12 protein-coding genes are annotated in these 16,828 nt (G+C 73.4%); 4 read left to right on the top strand and 8 right to left on the bottom strand.

Going from position 1 to position 16,828, the window contains the following annotated elements; translation table 11 throughout:
* Window positions 1–24: 24 nt before the first annotated feature.
* From O7595_RS27195 to O7595_RS27185, 3 genes are read right to left on the bottom strand one after another with little or no spacing between them, the layout of a single operon-like run.
* Complete coding sequence (locus tag O7595_RS27195) at window positions 25–1,521, bottom strand: tripartite tricarboxylate transporter permease (protein WP_269731234.1); 1,497 nt, start codon at window positions 1,519–1,521, stop codon at window positions 25–27.
* A gap of 3 nt (window positions 1,522–1,524) precedes the next feature.
* Complete coding sequence (locus tag O7595_RS27190; RefSeq protein ID WP_269731233.1) at window positions 1,525–2,070, bottom strand: tripartite tricarboxylate transporter TctB family protein; 546 nt, start codon at window positions 2,068–2,070, stop codon at window positions 1,525–1,527.
* Window positions 2,067–3,050: a Bug family tripartite tricarboxylate transporter substrate binding protein gene (locus tag O7595_RS27185; protein WP_269731232.1), complete on the bottom strand. Its 984-nt coding sequence runs from the start codon at window positions 3,048–3,050 to the stop codon at window positions 2,067–2,069. Before O7595_RS27185 ends, O7595_RS27190 begins: the two co-directional genes overlap by 4 nt.
* 480 nt (window positions 3,051–3,530) lie before the next feature.
* Here O7595_RS27185 and O7595_RS27180 point away from each other — a divergent pair, with 480 nt between their 5' ends.
* Window positions 3,531–4,214, top strand: coding sequence for a response regulator (locus tag O7595_RS27180; protein WP_269731231.1), 684 nt, complete (start codon window positions 3,531–3,533; stop codon window positions 4,212–4,214).
* Window positions 4,215–4,311: 97 nt separating this feature from the next.
* On the opposite strand, the gene O7595_RS27175 is transcribed toward O7595_RS27180, so the two are convergent.
* Window positions 4,312–4,878, bottom strand: a complete 567-nt coding sequence (locus tag O7595_RS27175; RefSeq protein ID WP_269731230.1) for a hypothetical protein — start codon at window positions 4,876–4,878, stop codon at window positions 4,312–4,314.
* 578 nt (window positions 4,879–5,456) lie between these two features.
* Between O7595_RS27175 and O7595_RS27170 the strand changes: the two genes are divergently transcribed.
* Window positions 5,457–6,467: a lytic polysaccharide monooxygenase auxiliary activity family 9 protein gene (locus O7595_RS27170; RefSeq protein ID WP_269731229.1), complete on the top strand. Its 1,011-nt coding sequence runs from the start codon at window positions 5,457–5,459 to the stop codon at window positions 6,465–6,467.
* Between the two features lie 175 nt (window positions 6,468–6,642).
* On the opposite strand, the gene O7595_RS27165 is transcribed toward O7595_RS27170, so the two are convergent.
* From O7595_RS27165 to O7595_RS27155, 3 genes are all read right to left on the bottom strand, one after another.
* The gene (locus O7595_RS27165) at window positions 6,643–7,500 is read right to left on the bottom strand and encodes an esterase/lipase family protein (protein WP_269731228.1); all 858 of its coding nucleotides are present in this window, start codon (window positions 7,498–7,500) and stop codon (window positions 6,643–6,645) included.
* Window positions 7,501–7,707: 207 nt separating this feature from the next.
* Window positions 7,708–8,664, bottom strand: coding sequence for a DNA polymerase Y family protein (locus O7595_RS27160; protein WP_269731227.1), 957 nt, complete (start codon window positions 8,662–8,664; stop codon window positions 7,708–7,710).
* Between the two features lie 188 nt (window positions 8,665–8,852).
* Window positions 8,853–12,485 (bottom strand): DNA polymerase III subunit alpha, encoded by a 3,633-nt coding sequence (locus O7595_RS27155; RefSeq protein ID WP_443071740.1) that lies wholly within the window; start codon window positions 12,483–12,485, stop codon window positions 8,853–8,855.
* 509 nt (window positions 12,486–12,994) lie between these two features.
* On the opposite strand from O7595_RS27155, the gene O7595_RS27150 reads away from it, so the two are divergent.
* Window positions 12,995–14,149, top strand: coding sequence for an AI-2E family transporter (locus O7595_RS27150; protein ID WP_269731225.1), 1,155 nt, complete (start codon window positions 12,995–12,997; stop codon window positions 14,147–14,149).
* 258 nt (window positions 14,150–14,407) lie between these two features.
* Here the strand turns inward: O7595_RS27150 and O7595_RS27145 are convergent, their stop codons facing one another.
* Window positions 14,408–15,493, bottom strand: a complete 1,086-nt coding sequence (locus tag O7595_RS27145; protein ID WP_269731224.1) for a S1 family peptidase — start codon at window positions 15,491–15,493, stop codon at window positions 14,408–14,410.
* Between the two features lie 414 nt (window positions 15,494–15,907).
* On the opposite strand from O7595_RS27145, the gene O7595_RS27140 reads away from it, so the two are divergent.
* Window positions 15,908–16,795 (top strand): alpha/beta fold hydrolase, encoded by an 888-nt coding sequence (locus tag O7595_RS27140; RefSeq protein ID WP_269731223.1) that lies wholly within the window; start codon window positions 15,908–15,910, stop codon window positions 16,793–16,795.
* Window positions 16,796–16,828 lie beyond the last annotated feature (33 nt).

Below are 16,828 nucleotides of genomic sequence, written 5' to 3'. Positions count from 1 at the left end.
CGCCCGGGGGCGCGGGGGCGTCGGTCATACCGTCACGTCGCGGCGGCGCCCGACGAACCTCCTCAGCAGGGGCCAGGCCAGCAGCACCGCGATCACGGCGTACACCGCCACCGAGAAGGGGGTGCCCACCAGGCCGGTGACGCTGCCGTCGCTGATCTGGAGCGCGCGCCGCAGCTGCTGCTCGGCGGCCGGGCCGAGGATGACGCCGATGACCGCGGGCAGCACGGGCAGTCCGTACCGCCGCATCCCGAAGCCGATCAGACCGATCAGCAGCAGGATCAGCAGGTCCAGCGGCTCTCCGCCGACCGCATAGGCGCCGACGGCGGCGAAGAAGAGGATGCCGGCGTACAGGTACGGTCGCGGGACGCGCAGCAGCTTCGCCCACAGGGGCGCGAGCGGCAGGTTCAGCGCGAGCAGCAGGACCATGCCGACGAACAGCGAGGCGATCAGGCCCCAGGCCAGGTCGGGTTCGCGTTCGAAGAGCAGCGGTCCGGGCTGGATGCCGTACTGCTGGAAGGCCGCGAGCATCACGGCCGCGACGGCCGTCGTCGGCAGTCCGAGGGTCAGCATCGACACCAGCGTGCCCGCCGCCGACGCGGACGCAGCGGACTCCGGTCCCGCCACGCCTTCGATGGCTCCCTTGCCGAACTCCTCCTTGTGCCGGGACAGGCGCTTCTCGGTGACGTACGAGAGGAACGTGGGGATCTCCGCGCCGCCCGCGGGGACGGCGCCGAACGGGAAGCCGATCACCGGGCCGCGCAGCCAGGACTTCCAGGTCCTGCGGACGTCGGACCCGGCGAGCCAGGGCCGGCCGACGGGTATCGCCTCACTGGTGGTGCGTCGCAGGTGGGCGGCCACCCAGAGCGCCTCGCCGATCGCGAAGAGGCCGACGGCGACGATGACCACGTCGATGCCGTCCGCGAGCTGGAGCGAGCCGAAGGTCAGCCGCTGCTGTCCGGTGAGCTGGTCCAGGCCGACGAGGCCGAGGGTGAGTCCGACGAGCAGCGAGGCCAGTCCGCGGATGCGGGAGGAGCCGAGGACGGAGGTGACGGCGATGAAGGCCAGCACCATGATGGCGAAGTAGTCGGGGGCCCCGATGTCGACGGCGAGTGCGGCGACGGTCGGCGCGAGCGCGACGAGCAGGACGGTGCCGATCATGCCCCCCGCGAAGTGGCCGACGGCGGCGGCCGCGAGCGCCTGCGCGCCCCGGCCGGCCTTGGCCATGGGGTTGCCCTCGATCGCGGCGACCACCGCCGCGCTCTCGCCGGGGGTGTTGAGCAGGATGGACGTGGTCGATCCGCCGAACATGGCGCCGTAGTAGATGCCCGCGAACATGATGAACGCGCCGGTCGGTTCGAGGCCGTAGGTGACGGGCAGCAGCAGCGCGACCGCCATGGCCGGGCCGATGCCGGGCAGCACGCCGATGGCCGTGCCGAGCAGCACGCCGAGCGCCGCCCAGAGGAGGTTGACCGGGGTCAGTGCCGTCCCGAAGCCGTCGAGGAGGGAGTTGAGCGAGTCCATCGGCTAGAGCACCCCCATCAGCGGGCCACCGGGCAGCGGCACCCCGAGCAGGTTGTTGAAGACATGGAAGGTGACGAGTGAGAGGGCTGCCGCGATCAGCGGGTCGCGCCGCGGGTGCCTGCTGCCCAGCGCGTACGCCGAGCCCCAGAAGAGCAGCGCCCCGGAGACGGGGAGGCCGAGCGGTTCGATGAGGACGGCGTTGCCGAGGAAGACGCCGGCGAGCAGCAGCACCGTGCGCCGGTCGGCGGGTTCGGCGAGGTCGACGTCCTCGCCGGTCTCCGCCTCGCCGCGGCCGCCGCGCAGCACGTCCACGGCGAGGAGGGCGGCAACCACCAGCAGCCCGGTGCCGACGACGAGCGGCACGGTCCTGGGGCCCACGGGCCCGCGCTGGGCGAGGTCCAGGGGCATCGTCAGCGCGTCGGTCAGGACGAGGACGCCGATCACGACGAGCAGCAGGCTCACGCCGAGTTCGGAGTGGTCCCGCAGCCAGGAGCGGCCGGCCGGGGCGCCGGGTGCCTCCGGTGCGGTCGCGGTGGTCCGTGTGCTCACAGCCCCAGCTCCTTCAGTACGGAGTCGACGCGGCGGTCCTGCGCCCTCAGGAAGTCGCCGAACTCCTCGCCGGGCAGGAAGGCGTCGTCCCAGCCGTTCCTCCGCATCGACTCCTGCCACTGCTTCGAGCCGTGCAGCTCGGTGACGAGGCCGATGAGCTTGTCGCGTTCGGCGTCGGAGAGCCCGGGCGGGGCGACGATGCCGCGCCAGTTGGTGAAGTCGGTGGCGAGTCCGGACTCGCGCAGGGTGGGTGCGTCGAGACCGGGTACGCGCTCCGGGCCGGTCACGGCCAGCAGCCGCAGCTCCCCGGACCTGATCTGGTCGAGGTACTCGCCGACGCCCGAGACACCGAAGGCGATCTTGTTGCCGAGGATGGAGGCGAGCAGCTCGCCGCCGCCGTCGAAGGGAACGTAGTTGACGGAGCGGGGCGCGATGCCGGCGGCCCGAGCCATCAGCATGGGGGCGAGGTGGTCGGGGCCGCCGGGTGACGAGCCGCCGCCCACGGGCACTTCGGCGGGGTCCTTCTTCCAGGCCGCGACGAGCTGCTGGATGGTCTTGTACGGGGAGTCCTTCGAGACCACCACGATGTCCTGCTCCTCGGTGAGCCGGGCGATCGGGGTGGTGTCGGCGAGGGTCCTCGGCGACTTGTTGGTGTGCACGGCGCCGACGACGCCGAGGCCCATCGACATGGCGAGCCTGCCGTTGCCGTGTTCGCCGACGAGTCGGGTCAGTCCGACGGTGCCGCCCGCGCCGGGCAGGTTGAACACCTCGATGTCGTGGGTGAGGTCCGCCTCCTCGGCGTTCTTCGCCGCCGTCCGGGCCGTGATGTCGTAGCCGCCGCCCGGCGAGTTGGGGACCATGAAGCGCAGGCCGGGGATCCGGGTGCCGGTGTCGGCGCCGCTGCCGGGGGTGAGCAGCGGTGGCCCCACGAGCACCAGCAGCGCCGCCCCGAGGAGGGCGAGGGGAGTGCGCGATCGCACGTGAGCCGCCTTTCGATCTGAGCAGGGGACGTGTGAAGTGGCCCACATGTTGCCGGTGCGTTAAGAAGCTGTCTCTCTTCCGGAACCAACGGACGTTGTGGTCCTTGTGGTCGCGGCCTAGCGTGTCGGCGTGACGCAACGCTGTTCCGGACCGCACGGTCTTCCGATGCCGCTCCGTCGCGGGCCGCGCCCGGGGCGGAGGAGCGGGAGCAGCGTCCGGAACGGGCCGCCGGGCACGCGGTCGATGGTCTCGGCGCCGGGCACGGGCCCGTCCGCCGCGCGGCGGTTCGACGCGGGCCGTTGCGGTGCCCGCGCCTCCGGCAGCACGGGCCGTTGCGGTGCCCGCGCCTCCGGCAGCACGGGCCGTTGCGGTGCCCGCACCTCCGGCGCGTGGCCGTACGGCATGGGCCCCTCCGGTGCCCGCCGCCTCGACGCCCGCCCGTCCGGCATGCCGAGCGCCGCCCCGGGAGGTGGCTCCCGGTGAACGTCCTCGTGGTGGACGACGACTTCATGGTCGCCAAGCTGCACACCCGCTATGTGTCCGCGACACCGGGCTTCACGGTCGCTGGGGTGGCCCACAGCGGCACGGAGGCGCTGCGCGCGGTGGACCGGCTGCGCCCCGATCTGGTGCTGCTGGACATCTATCTGCCCGACATGGACGGGATCGGCGTGCTGCGCGAGCTGCGCGCGGCGGAGGAGCGGGACGCGGAGCGGCAGCCGGTGGACGTCCTGTTCATCACGGCGGCCCGGGAGGCCGGCACGGTGCGCTCGGCGCTGCGCGCCGGCGCGCTGCACTATCTGATCAAGCCGTTCAGCCCCGCCGCGCTCCAGGAGCAGCTGCGGCACGTGGCGTCGCTCCGGAGCCGGCTCGAGTCGCTGGACGAGGCGCGCCAGGAGGACGTGGACCGGATCTTCGGCACCCGTCCGCCCGGGTCCCGCGAGCTGCCCAAGGGGCTCGCCGCCCACACGGCGGACCTGGTCGACCGCGTCCTGCGCGCGCACCCGGAGGGCATGTCTGCCTCCGAGTGCGCGGAGGCGGGCCGGCTCTCCCGCGTCAGCGCCCGGCGCTACCTGGAGTACTTCGCGGAGACGGGCCGCGCCGAGGTGACTCTCAGGTACGGCGGCACGGGGCGTCCGGAGCGCCGGTACCGACGGCTCGGCTGAAGTCCCGTTCGGTGAATCCGCTGGTCAACCGACGGTTGACGCTCGTAGCGTGCGGGACCCGCGGCGAGCGGCGCCGGGCCTCCGCGGGAGGCCGGACTCATCGAGGTGTCGCCGGAGGGCGGTTGGCGCGGAGGCACCGTCGGGCCCGGCGGGCACGACGGCGGTTGACGAGCAGGCCGGCCAGGCAGACCGTCACCAGCAGGGCCGCGCAGCCGAACGAGGTCCAGGCGACGCGCTCCCGGGTCAGCATCAGCCACACCGCGGGCAGCAGCGCCGCGGCCGCCCCGAGCAGGGACCAGCTCACCTCACGTCCCGGCCGGCTGACGTCGAGCAGCGCGCACAGGCGTTCCGCGCGCTCCGCCGCCAGGGCCGACAGCCGCGGATCGGGCACGGGACGCCCGCGGGCGGTGGCTCCGAAGAGATCCATCCGGTCCCGCCACGCGAGCCCGGCCGCGGTCCGGAGCCACTCGTCCCACCGGCTCTCCGACCAGTACCGCCGCAGGCGCTGCCGTAGGAGGACGAAGAAGCCGACGAGCGCCGGCCCGGCCGCGACGAGCAGCGCGGGAGAACTCAGCGGCGACCGCCGCGGGACGACCACCGCCGCGGCGAGGACGAGCAGAACGGCGAGGAGGCGGAGCGCGGCCGCCCGGTCGAGTACGGACATGGTGCCTCCGAGGTGCGTCGGCAGTCGCTGGTGCCGCGGCCGGGGGATCCAGCGTCCTGCGACCGGTGGGGACTCCGGCAGTCCCGGGAGCTCGTCGCTTGACAGGACGCGCGAGGCATGCGCGAGCGGGCCGCGACGGCTGGGACTCGGGCGCCGGACGGACGCGAGGGGCCGGCCGCCGGGACCGCGCCGCTCCCGGACCCCCGCCGACGGCCGCACCGGGGTGCTCGGCGATGATGCGGCGCCGGAACTTCGAGGGACAGCGGCGGACGGGCCGCTTCCGCGCGCCGCGGGCACGGTGTGACCGGCACGCTCCGGGTGCGACCGCACGTACCCGCACCGGCACGCTCCGCAGCGTTCCTGAGTCCCTTCTTACCCCACCCTTAAAGCGACCATAAGGATCGCCGTCCCCCCGCCCCAGCAGCCCGTTTCGGCGTTTCGACGGGCTAGCTTGCTGATCTCCGGGCGGGGTTCGGGCATCGGTGCCGCTGAGGGATCGGGGGGCTGCACCGCGGTGCGGGCCCGTGCCCGGGTCCCCCTCCCTTCCCCCTACGCCGCTCTTGAAGGAGATCCTCACCATGACCGCTCGCCGCAGGGCAGCCACCGTCGCCGCGCTCGGGATCGCGCCGCTCGCGCTGACCGCGCTCGCCGCCTCGCCGGCCGTCGCGCACGGGTCGATGACGGATCCGGTGAGCCGGGTGTCCGCGTGTTACGCCGAGGGGCCGGAGAGCCCGAAGTCCGCGGCGTGCAAGGCGGCGATCGCGGCCAGTGGCACGCAGGCGTTCTACGACTGGAACGAAGTCAACATCGCCGACGCCGCGGGCAACCACAGGTCGCTGATCCCGGACGGCAAGCTGTGCAGCGCGAACCGGGACAAGTACAAGGGCCTGGACCTGCCGCGCACCGACTGGCCCGCGTCGAGGCTCACGGCCGGCAACCACACGTTCCGCTACAAGGCCACCGCCCCGCACAAGGGCTCGTTCGAGCTGTACATCACGAAGGACGGTTACGACCCGTCGAAGCCGCTCACCTGGTCCGACCTGGAGGCGCGCCCGTTCGCCGAGGTCGCCGACCCGAAGCTGGTGAACGGGGAGTACGTCTTCGACGGCAATGTGCCCGCGAGGTCGGGCCGGCACCTGGTCTACTCGATCTGGCAGCGGTCGGACTCCCCCGAGGCCTTCTACACCTGCTCGGACGTGGTCTTCGGCCAGGACACCGGCGGGTCCGCGGGAGGCGGCGCCCCGGCGCCGACCGCGTCCGCCCCCTCGGACGAGCAGATCGAGGACGGTGCGGACAAGTCCACCGTCGACCACGGCGGCCACGGCGGTGACGACCACTCAGAGGCCCCGGCCACGGACGGGCCCGCCACTCCGAAGGCGGCCGCAGAGCCGGAGACGGAGACGGACGGCGAGGCAGGCGCCGAGACCGCCGCCGGGGGCAACACCCCCGAGGCCGCCGGCGCCGGGGAGGACCTCGCCGAGACCGGCGGTGACGGCGGCACCCCGTACCTCGCCGCCGGCGGTGCCGCGGTGCTCGCGCTCGGCGCGGCCGTGGTGTTCGCGACCGCCCGCCGCAGGGCCGACCGCTGAGCCCGCGGCGCAGGACATGGCGAAGGTGCCGCCGCGGGTGTGTCCGCGGCGGCACCTTCGCCGTTCCGAGCAGATGGCGCGGGCGGACGCGGCAGGATCGCCACCGCGGCCCCGCACGGGACGGCCCGTGGGCCGTGCCGGCCGTCAGCAGGCAGGTCGAGGGCCGGCCGTCAGGTCATGCGAACACCGACGCGCAGGTCGTCCGGGTGGCCCTCGCCGGATCGAGGGCGTTGACCACCTCGTGGTACGCGATCCGGTCGAACAGCCCTATGGCCACGTGCTCCGAGAGGTCGATGGCGCACAGGTCCTGCAACGTCACGTTCTTCACGTTCGGTCCGTCGAGGAAGGACGACCGCCACGGGGTGACGACCTCGTCGTACTTGGTGGCGATGACGGTGTAACGGACGCCGGGGACGGTGTCGCCGCCCTCGTTCAGTTTGGTGAGGAACGCGGAGCCGGCCATCTGGTCGGCCAGGCCGGGGGTCGCGGAGTTGAGCAGGTCCGCAGCTCCCGGGAAGTACTTGAGCAGGCCGGTGAGCCCGTGGAGCGTCGTGCCGTGGTTGTCGGGCGCGAGTCCGATGAGGGCGTTCACCTTGTCGGCGCCGCCGAGGAACTTGAGGTAGTGACGCGGCATCATGCCGCCCTGGGAGTGACCGACGAGATCCACCTCGCCGGCTCCGGTGGCGGCGAGGACCCGGTCGACGTACGTATCGAGCTGTTCGGCCGACTTCGCGATGGGGCCGAGTCCATGGAAGAACGGGACGCCCGGGAGCTGGCCGTAGTCGAGCGAGAAGACGCAGTAGCCGCGCTTGACGAGGTACGGCGCGAGGGCGAGCCAGTTGTCTACGGAGTTCCCGAAGGTTCCGTGGACGAGGACCACCGGGCGGGGGTGGGCGGTTGAGGGCTTGCAGGACCAGTTGTTCCAGCCGCTCGACGGAGCGGCTGCGTGGGCGGTGGCGGCCGGCGCGAGGCCGATCGCCACCGCCAGCAGGGCGGCGGTCAGCGGTCTGAGGGCACGCTTCCAGGACAGCATCGTGCGATCTCCTTGCGGCTCAAGGGAAATGCGAGGCTGATGTGGGGATGTGGGGATTCGCCCTGCGGCCCGGACCACAAGAAGGGGTGTGCTCATGTCAAACGTACGCACGAGTAACCAAGACCGGGAAGTTACGCGTCGGTAAAAACTGAATTACCGTCAAGATCCGTGATGGTGTGGTTACTCACAGAAACACAGAGGCGGGGCTTATGCGGCGAGGGAGCCCGGAATGACCGCTCGGGGGCCGAACTTGGCCCGCGCCCGGTCGGCAACCGCCTCCAGCCGGCGCGCTTTGTCATCGGCGGGGTCGAAGGTGAGCTGATGCACGGCCCGTTCGGCGGGGATCAGCCCTTCGGCGCGCAGGGCGAGGGCACGTACCCGGGCGCGCTGCAGGCCGAGCGCGTCCAGGAGCCGGTACGCGGTACCGGTGAGCGACGCGGAGTGCGCGGTCGGCTCGGTCAGGGCGCGGGTCCTGGTGGTCGTGGTGCGGTCGGCGTAGCGCACGGTGAGCGTCAGGGAGCGGCACACCTGCCCCTCCCCTCGCATCCTCGCCCCCAGCTCCCCGGCGAGCGAGAGCAGCGCGCGGCGATGGCGGTCGCGGTCCAGCTCGTCCCGGGGGAAGGTGCGTTCGGCGGCGACGGAGCGGGCTGCCGCGTTGGGGACGACCCGGGTCCGGTCGACTCCGTGGGCCCTCTCGTACACCTCTCGCCCCGTGCGTGCACCGAGGATCCGCTGGAGCACGGCGAGAGGGGCGGCGGAGACCCGGTCGACGGTGTCGAGCCCGTAGCCGCAGAGCGTGCGTGCCGTCGCGGGGCCGACGCCGTGCAGCGCGGCGACCGGGCGGCCGGCGAGGAACTCCGCCGCGTCACCCACGACCAGGGTCGTACCGGGGCCGGCCTCCCGCGCCGCCATCCTGGCGAGCAGCGGGTTGGGCCCGGCGCCGATCACGCAGTCGACGCCGTACAGGGCGAGGGCCCGCACCCGGATCACCGCGGCGAGCCCGGCGGCGTCCCGGCCGAAGTACCGCAGCGCGCCCCGGACATCGACCAGCGCGCCGTCCTGACCGACCGCCTCCACCACCGGGGTGAACGCACCGAGCAGCCCGAGCAGCCCCGCGTAGGCGGCACCGTCCGGCCCCTCTCCGCCGGCGCCGCGGAAACGCACGTACAGGACGGTCGGCGGCGCCTCCGGCCCCCCTGCCGGTGCGCCCGGCACGGACGCAGGCACGGACGCGGACGCAGGCGCAGGCGCAGGTAGGGACGCGGACGCAGTCGCAGGTGCGGCCACGGATGCGTCCGTCCCGTCCGCCGCGGCGTCGCCACGCGGGGGAAGCGCGTCCCCCTGCCGGTTGGTCATCCCGCGCTCCCCGGGCTCTGGTGCCACAACTTCCGTGCGGGTGACGCCCCTTCACCCGCGGGAAGGAGATCGGCCCAGGCGTTCATCTCGTACCCCGTGGACATCCGGATGCGGCGACCCCCATCGACCGGAAGGCCGATCCCGTCCGCGTCCCCTTCGCCGTCCACGCCGACCCCTCCCGCACCCACCGCGGCGAGCCGCTCTGCCACCGCGTCCAGGCCGCCCGCGCGCCGGAGTTCGATCAGGTCCGCGAGATTCCAGGCCGCGGAGCCGACCACACTGAGGCTGCGCGGTCCACGGCGCTGGACGACGCCACGCACCAGCAGCAGCCAGGAGTGGAAGACGGTGTGGGCGCACGCCTCGTGGCTGTCGTCGAAGAAGGCCAGGTCGACCAGGCCCGTACCGTCGTCCAGCGTCGTGAAGACGACCCGTCGCCCCGAGCGGATCGGGGGCGTCTGGGTGGCCGCCTTGGCTCCGGCGACCAGCACCGTCGCGCCGTGCTCCGCCTCGCGCAGCCGCTTCGCGGGGATCGCGCCGAGTTCGTCCAGGAAGACGTGGTGGTCCGCCATCAGATGGCGGGACGCGTCCATGCCGAGGACTCCCAGCTCGGCGCTGAGCCGCTCGGCCTCGTTGAGGTCGGGCAGCCCGACGGACGCTGTCCTGCGGCCGCCGTCGAGCGGGAGCTGCCCGCCGTGGCCGCGGCGGGAGACCGAACTCCGCTGGGCGCGGTGCAGTTCGGCGATGTGGAGCAGCAGGTCGCGCCGGTTGGCGCCGAACTCGTCCAGCGCGCCGACCTGCGCGAGCCGCTCCGCGACCGGTCGTCCGGGGCGGGCCCGCTCCCAGAAGTCCAGCAGCGAGGAGTACGGCTGGGCGGCCTCGATCCGTTCCGCCTCCGCCTCGCCGATGCCGTGGACGTCGGAGAACGCCAGCCGCAGGCCCCAGGTCCCGGACTCCCCGACCGCCGCATCGGACACCAGTTCGATGCGATGGGCGACCGCGGACCGGTTCACATCGAGCGGAAGCACCGGTACCCCCCGCCGCCGCGCGTCCGCCAGCAGCAGCCGCTTCGGGTACATCCCGGGGTCGTGCGTGAGCAGCCCCGCGTAGAAGGCCGCCGGATGATGCGCCTTCAGCCACGCCGACTGGTACGTCGGCACGGCGAAGGCGACGGCGTGCGCCTTGCAGAAGCCGTACGAGCCGAACGCCTCGACGATCTCCCAGGTCCGCGCGACCACCTCGGCCGTGTACCCCTTCCGCTCCGCCTGCGCGGCGAACCACGTCCTGATCCGCTCCTGCGACTCGGGATCGGAGAGCCCGCGCCGCACCCGGTCCGCCTCGTCCCGGCCGCAGCCGGTCATGATGTCCACCATCTCGATGATCTGCTCGTGGAAGACGACGACGCCGTACGTCTCCGCCAGCGGCCCGGCCAGATCGGGGTGCGGGAAGCGGACCGGCGCCCGCCCGTGCCGCGCCTCGATGAACGGCCGCACCATGTCCGCCGCGACCGGCCCCGGCCGGAACAGCGAGATGTCGACGACCAGGTCGTGGAAGCTCTCGGGCTGCAGCCGGCCGACGAGATCGCGCTGGCCCGGCGACTCGATCTGGAAGCAGCCCAGCGTCTCGGCGGAGCGGATGAGCCGGTACGTCTCCGGGTCGCCGGGCGGCACCTGACCGGCGTCGTCCAGATCGATCCGCCGGCCCGTCGTCCGCTCGATCTCGGTGACGGCGTGCGCCATCGCGGACTGCATCCGCACTCCGAGCACATCGAGTTTGAGCAGCCCGAGATCCTCGACGTCCTCCTTGTCGAACTGCGACATCGGGAAGGGGGAGCCCCCCTTGTCCGAAGAGCCGTGGGGAACCTCGCCGCTGGTCGGCACCACGGGGGTGCGCCGCAGCAGCGAGGAGTCGGAGATGAGCACCCCGCACGGGTGCATGGCGACACCGCGCGGCAGTGCGTCCAACTGCTCGACCAGTTCCCAGAGCCTGCCGTGGCGGTCCTTGCGCCGGGCCACGTCGCGCAGTTCGGGCAGTTCCTCCATGGCCGCGCGGGCGTCGCGGGCGCGGATGTGCGGGAACGCCTTGGCCAGCCGGTCGATCTCGGCCGGGTCCATGCTCAGCGCGGCGCCCACGTCCCGGATCGCGTGCCGCACCCGGTAGGTCTCGGGCATGGCGACGGCGGCGACCCGCTCCCCGCCGAAGCGGTCGAGGATCGCGCGGTAGACCTCCAGCCGGCGGGCGGACTCGACGTCGATGTCGATGTCGGGCAGCGCGAACCGTCGCTTGGACAGGAAGCGCTCCATCAGCAGGTGCTGCTCGACCGGGTCGGCGTGCGCGATGCCGAGGAGATGGTTCACGAGGGATCCGGCACCGGAGCCGCGGGCCGCGACCCGGATGCCCATCCCCCTTGCGTCGTCGATGACCTGAGCAACCGTCAGGAAGTAGGTCGCGTTGCCGTGGAAGGCGATGACGTCCAGCTCGGAGTGCATCCGCTCCCAGTACGCACGGGCCCGTGCCGGCGGCAGCCGGTCGTAGCCGCGCAGCACCATCCCGGCGGCGGCGCGGGAGGCGAGGACCCGCTGGGCACCGCGCCCGGCGGCGCCCACGAGATGCGGCTCCGGGTAGTAGGCGTAGCCCATCCCCAGATCCCGTTCGGGGTCGACGCGGCATTCGGCGGCGGTCTCCTCGGTGACGGCGAGCAGCCGGTGGGCGGCGTCTCGGCGCCATCCGGCCGCCTCGGCGATCCGCTCGGCCGCGCGGGCCATGTCGTCGGCGCCCTTGAGCCAGCGCTCGCCGCCGTCCAGCCCTCGGGCGGGGTCGACGGGGACGAGCCGGCGAGCCGCGTCGAGGACGTCGGCGACGGGGCCCTGGCCGGGGTCGGCGTACCGCACGGCGTTGCTGAGGACGGCCCGTACGCCCTGTTCGGCGGCGAAGCCCGCGGTACGGGCGGCGAGCCGGAGCGAACCGGGGCCCGTGCCCTCGGCCCCGTGGTGCACGGCTTCGAGACGGAGCGCGTCGCCGTACCGCTCCCGCCAGGGCGCTAGCAGCCGGGCGGCCAGGTCCGGGCGGCCCGCGGCGAGGGCCCTGCCCACCTCGGAGGCCGGACCGAGCAGCACGATGAGCCCGTCGGCTCCGGCTCCGGCTCCGGCTCCGGCTCCGGCTCCGGCTCCGGCTCCGGCTCCGGCTCCGGCTCCGGCAAGGGTGTCCCAGCCGAGGACCGGGCGGCCGTCGGCCATGTGGGCCGCGGTGATCAGCCGGCAGAGCTCCGCCCACCCCGCGGCCCCGTCACGGGCGAGGAAGGTGACCCGGGGCGCGGACTCGTCGATGAAGGCGCCGCCCCGGACCGGGGTGCGCCGCCGTTCGGCGCGGGTGGCCGGCCCCCCGGCACCTGCGGCCTGTTCGCGCACGGCGAGCTCGGCCCCGAAGACCGGCCGGACTCCCGCCCGGGCGCAGGCCTTGGCGAAGCGGACCGCGCCGGCGACGGTGTCGCGGTCGGTCAGGGCGAGTGCGCCCATGCCCCGCTCGGCGGCACGCTCGGCCAGCCGCTCCGGGTGCGAGGCCCCGTACCGTACGGAGAAACCGGACGCGGTGTGCAGATGCGTGAAACCGGGCACCCGCACCTCCTGGATCAATCCGTTCTCGCCTCCCCCTCCTCATCTCCACCATAGACCAAGTTTCGAACATTCGTACGATGGTCGTGCGGGCGGGCTCGGTCGCGGTCCGGGACCGTGTCCGTTACGGCTCCCCCGCGCCCGATGCACGCGGAAGCGCTGTCCCCCGAGCTCGCCGCCTACCGCCAGGAGGCGATACGGCCCCACCCGCGGGGCCGGGCCCCGGGCTACCGGACAGCTCGGTGGGCGGTCCCCGCTCCGGCCGGCCGGGTACCCCCGGCCGCACCGCGACCGCCGCGCCGACTGCTCCCGGCGGCCGGACCGGCGCCCCGGGCCCCGAGGTCCGTGTGCCGGGCCACCCGGGCCGGCCGAAGCGTCCGGCTCCCGAACCCGGCCCCGGCAACGGACGGCCCGCTCCGCGGAACCACCCGGCCGACGCGCGGCCGCGCCTTCGGGCGGATGAAGGCCTTCGGGCGAATGAAGGCCCGCGCGCGTTGGTCCCGCGTCCGCCGGTGGTACCAGTCCGGGCAATGCCCACACGATCCGCCCACCCCCGGCGCCGGATCCGCGCGGCGCGCGGCGGCGCGCGCGGTGACGCCCGCCCGGCGCCCGGCCCGCCCACCCCGGCCGAGCCGCCGGTGGCGCCCGTCCTGCGGACGGGCGCCGCCTACGCCTGGCGGCTGCTGGTGGTGGGCACCCTCGTGTACGCCGTCTTCTGGGTCCTCGGGCGGTTCCACGAGATCGGCGTGGCCGTCTTCCTCGGTCTCGTGGGCACCGCGATGCTCCGGCCGGTGGTCGATCTGCTGACCCGCCGGCTGCCGCGACCCCTCGCCGTGACCATCGCGCTGATCGGCAGCATCGCCCTCGTCCTCGGCGTGCTGGCCCTGGTGGCCGAGACCGTCGCCGGCGAGCGGACCGTGCTGCAGCACGAGTTCGGCACCGGGATCGAGAGGATCGAGCGCTGGCTGGAGCAGCCGCCGTTCCGGCTGAACCCGGAGGCGCTCAGCGATCTCCAGTCACGGATCGGCCGGTTCCTCTCCAGCCATCGGTCCACAGTGATCAGTACGGCCCTCAGCGGCGCGGGCCGACTGGTGGAGGTGCTGACGACACTGGCGCTCGGGCTGTTCTGCGCGGTGTTCTTCCTGCACTCCGGCGACCGGCACTGGCACTGGTTCTGCTCCCAGCTGCCGCTCTCCGCGCGGGACCGGGTGTCGGTGGCGGGCCGTGCGGGGTGGCGCACCTTCACCGGTTACACGCACGGCATCGTCCTGGTGGCGGCGACCAACGCCGTCCTGGTCGGCGTGGCGCTGTACGCGCTCGGCGTACCGCTCGCCGTGCCGCTGGCGCTGCTGGAGTTCTTCGCCGCGTTCATCCCGCTCATCGGCTCGCCCATCGCGCTCGCCGTCGCCGCGGTCGTGGCACTGGCGTCCAAGGGCCCGGTCATCGCCGCGGTCGTCATGGCACTGATCGTGGTCATCGGTCAGATCGAGGGGCATGTACTGCACCCGATCGTGCTGAGCTGGGCCGTACGGCTGCATCCGCTCGTCGTGGCGCTCTCGGTCGTGGCGGGGGCGATCGCCGCCGGGGTGATCGGCGCGGTGGTCGCCGTACCGCTGGTGTCGGTCGTCTGGTCGGTTCGCCAGGCGTTGCGCGCGCGGGGCGGCCGGGGCCCGGCCCGTCCCTGAGGGACGGACCGGGCCTCGGGCTGCCGTGCCAGGCGGTGCTCTTCAGAGGTCGCCCTGCCCGGTGGTGCCCCGTGGGAGGTCGCTCCGCCGGGCGGCGCCCGTCCGCGGACCGCTCTGCCGGACGCGCTCCGCCGGGTCGGTGCTCCGCCGGGTCGGTGCTCCGCCGGGTCGGTGCTCCGCCGGGCGGCGCCCGCAAGCGGCGCCGTGACCGCCGGGGTCAGCCGATCGGCGCCCGCAAGTGGCGCCGCACCGGTCGGGTCAGCCGATCTCGGCGCCGAGGACCTGAAGCGCCTCCGTGACCGGCTGGAAGAACGTCTCGCCGCCCGCGGAGCAGTCGCCGCTGCCGCCGGAGGTCAGACCGATCGCGGCGTCGCCGGCGAAGAGCGAGCCGCCGCTGTCGCCGGGCTCGGCACAGACGTTCGTCTGGATGAGGCCGTTGACGATCTGGCCGTTGCCGTAGTTCACGGTGGCGTCGAGCCCGGTGACCTCGCCGTCGTGGACCTGGGTGGTCGAGCCGCTGCGGGTCACCTGCATGCCGACGGTCGCGTCGCCCGCCTTGGTGATCTGCCGCGTGCTGCCGTCGTAGAGGTTGACCTCGCTCGGGTGGGCGGTGTCGCCGCTGTACTTGACGAGCGCGAAGTCGTTCTCGGGGAACTGCGAGTCGACCATGCTGCCGATTGCGGCGCCGCCCGCGGAGTCCGACCACTCACTGCCGGTCTCACCGCAGTGGCCGGCCGTGATGAAGTGCGGCGCGCCGTCCTTGACGACGTTGAACCCGAGCGAACAGCGGCCGCCGCCGCTGTGGATGGCGTCGCCGCCGGCGACGAAGGGCTTGAATTCCCCGGCCGTCTTCCTCAGCTCCGCCTTCGCCCCGAGGCCCTTCACGACCGCCTGGAGCTTCGTCAGGTCCGCACCCTCGACCGTACGGTCGGCCGTGACGACCACCTTGTTGGTCACCGGGTCGGTGGCCCACGAGGTGCCCGGGATGGTGGCCCGGTCAGTGAGGGTCTGCCGGGCGGTCCTCAGCTCGGCCAGCGAGTTCTCGACGACTCTCGCCTTGCCTCCGGCCTCGCGGACGGCGGCCGCCGCCGCCTCGTCGACCACGTTCATCACGAGGGCCTTGGCCTCGGCGTCGTAGTAGGCGCCGGCCGCGTCGCCGCCCAGGCTCTTGTTGAGTGTCGAGGCGAGGTTTCCGGCCGCCGAGGCCGAGAGCGTCTTCACCGTGACCGCGGGCGCGTCCTCGCCGGCGTTCGCAGTCTGGAAGGTGACGCCGGCCGCCACGAGGGCGGCGACGGCTCCACCTGCCATCGCCGCGCGCCTCTTGGGTATGCGTCGGTGCTTCACGTAGGACCTCCTGTGGGGGGCCGCGAACGGGCAAGTGGGGTACCCGGACGCGGAGGATCGGGCGCCCACTATTCCGATACGCGCCGGTAGCACACAAGGTCGACTTCAGGACGCGCACACGACGCCGACAATGCGCCCTCTGCTTCTTCACGACCCCGGGTCCATACAGGTCGATTCCGTTTGCGAACACCCGTTGCCACCGGCCCATGGGCAGCACGTAAGGACTAGTCCTGTCCGAATCCCCACGCCGAACGGGCTCATTGGCGACTTACGCCGGCCTCGCCCCGACGGGTAATCATCAAGGGGGCAGGGAATGCCAGGACAGTATTGCTGTACATGGCACATGTGCACGGCACTTACGGAATCTGCGGCAATGTCCTGATCCGAACAGGCCCACGACGAAGGAGGCGACGGGTGCGACGTCGGGTGCACGCGTCGGACGGGCGGCATCTGATGGTGGAGCGCCTGGGAGACCCGCGGGGCAGACCGGTCTTCCTGCTGCACGGCACCCCGGGCAGCCGTCTCGGACCGGCGCCGCGCGGCATGGTGCTGTACCAGCGCGGAATGCAGCTGATCGCCTACGACCGGCCGGGATACGGCGGTTCCGACCGGCTGGCCGGCCGCAGTGTGGCGGACGTGGTCGAGGACGTACGGGCGATCGCCGACGCGCTGGGGCTCGACCGGTTCGCCGTGGTGGGCCGCTCGGGCGGCGCACCGCACGCCCTGGCCTGTGCGGCACTGCTGCCCGAACGGGTCACCAGGGCCGCCGCGCTGGTGACGCTCGCACCGCGGGACGCGGACGGCCTGGACTGGTTCGAGGGCATGGCCGCGTCGAACGTGCTCGAGTACACGAGGGCCACCGTCGACCCCGACGGGCTCACGGCGCGGTTCATCATGCGCTCGGCGGAGATCCGGCGCGACCCGGTCCGACTCCTCGACGATCTGCGCAGGGAGCTCACCGACTCGGACCGGATGGTCGTCGCGGACGCCGGCGTACGGTCGATGCTCCTGCGCAACTACCAGGAGGCGCTGCGCACTTCGGCGTACGGCTGGATCGACGACGCCCTTGCCTTCTGCAGCCCCTGGGGTTTCGACCCCGCCGGCATCACCGCGCCCGTGCTCCTGTGGCACGGCGAGAAGGACGTCTTCTCACCGGTCGGCCACTCCCGCTGGCTGGCGCAGCGCATCCCGGGGGTGACGGCCGTACTGGAACCGGCGGCCGCCCACTTCGACGCGCTGCACGCACTCCCCCGGATCCTCACCTGGCTGCTGGAGGACCACCCGGGGGTCCCCGGCGAGTGAGCGGGCCTGAGCACTCCGGTCCGGGGAGCGCCA

Origin of the sequence: Streptomyces sp. WMMC940 (genome assembly GCF_027460265.1) — a bacterium.
Taxonomy (GTDB): domain Bacteria; phylum Actinomycetota; class Actinomycetes; order Streptomycetales; family Streptomycetaceae; genus Streptomyces.
The sequence above is the reverse complement of the archived record's forward strand: the minus strand, read 5'-3'. Positions and strand labels throughout refer to the sequence as shown.

Bases quoted from the DNA above. Each gene is read 5' to 3' on its own strand.
- O7595_RS27165 (WP_269731228.1), bottom strand. From the start codon at position 7,500: ATGCTGTCCTGGAAGCGTGCCCTCAGACCGCTGACCGCCGCCCTGCTG.
- O7595_RS27195 (WP_269731234.1), bottom strand. From the start codon at position 1,521: ATGGACTCGCTCAACTCCCTCCTCGACGGCTTCGGGACGGCACTGACC.
- O7595_RS27175 (WP_269731230.1), bottom strand. From the start codon at position 4,878: ATGTCCGTACTCGACCGGGCGGCCGCGCTCCGCCTCCTCGCCGTTCTG.
- O7595_RS27170 (WP_269731229.1), top strand. From the start codon at position 5,457: ATGACCGCTCGCCGCAGGGCAGCCACCGTCGCCGCGCTCGGGATCGCG.
- O7595_RS27150 (WP_269731225.1), top strand. From the start codon at position 12,995: ATGCCCACACGATCCGCCCACCCCCGGCGCCGGATCCGCGCGGCGCGC.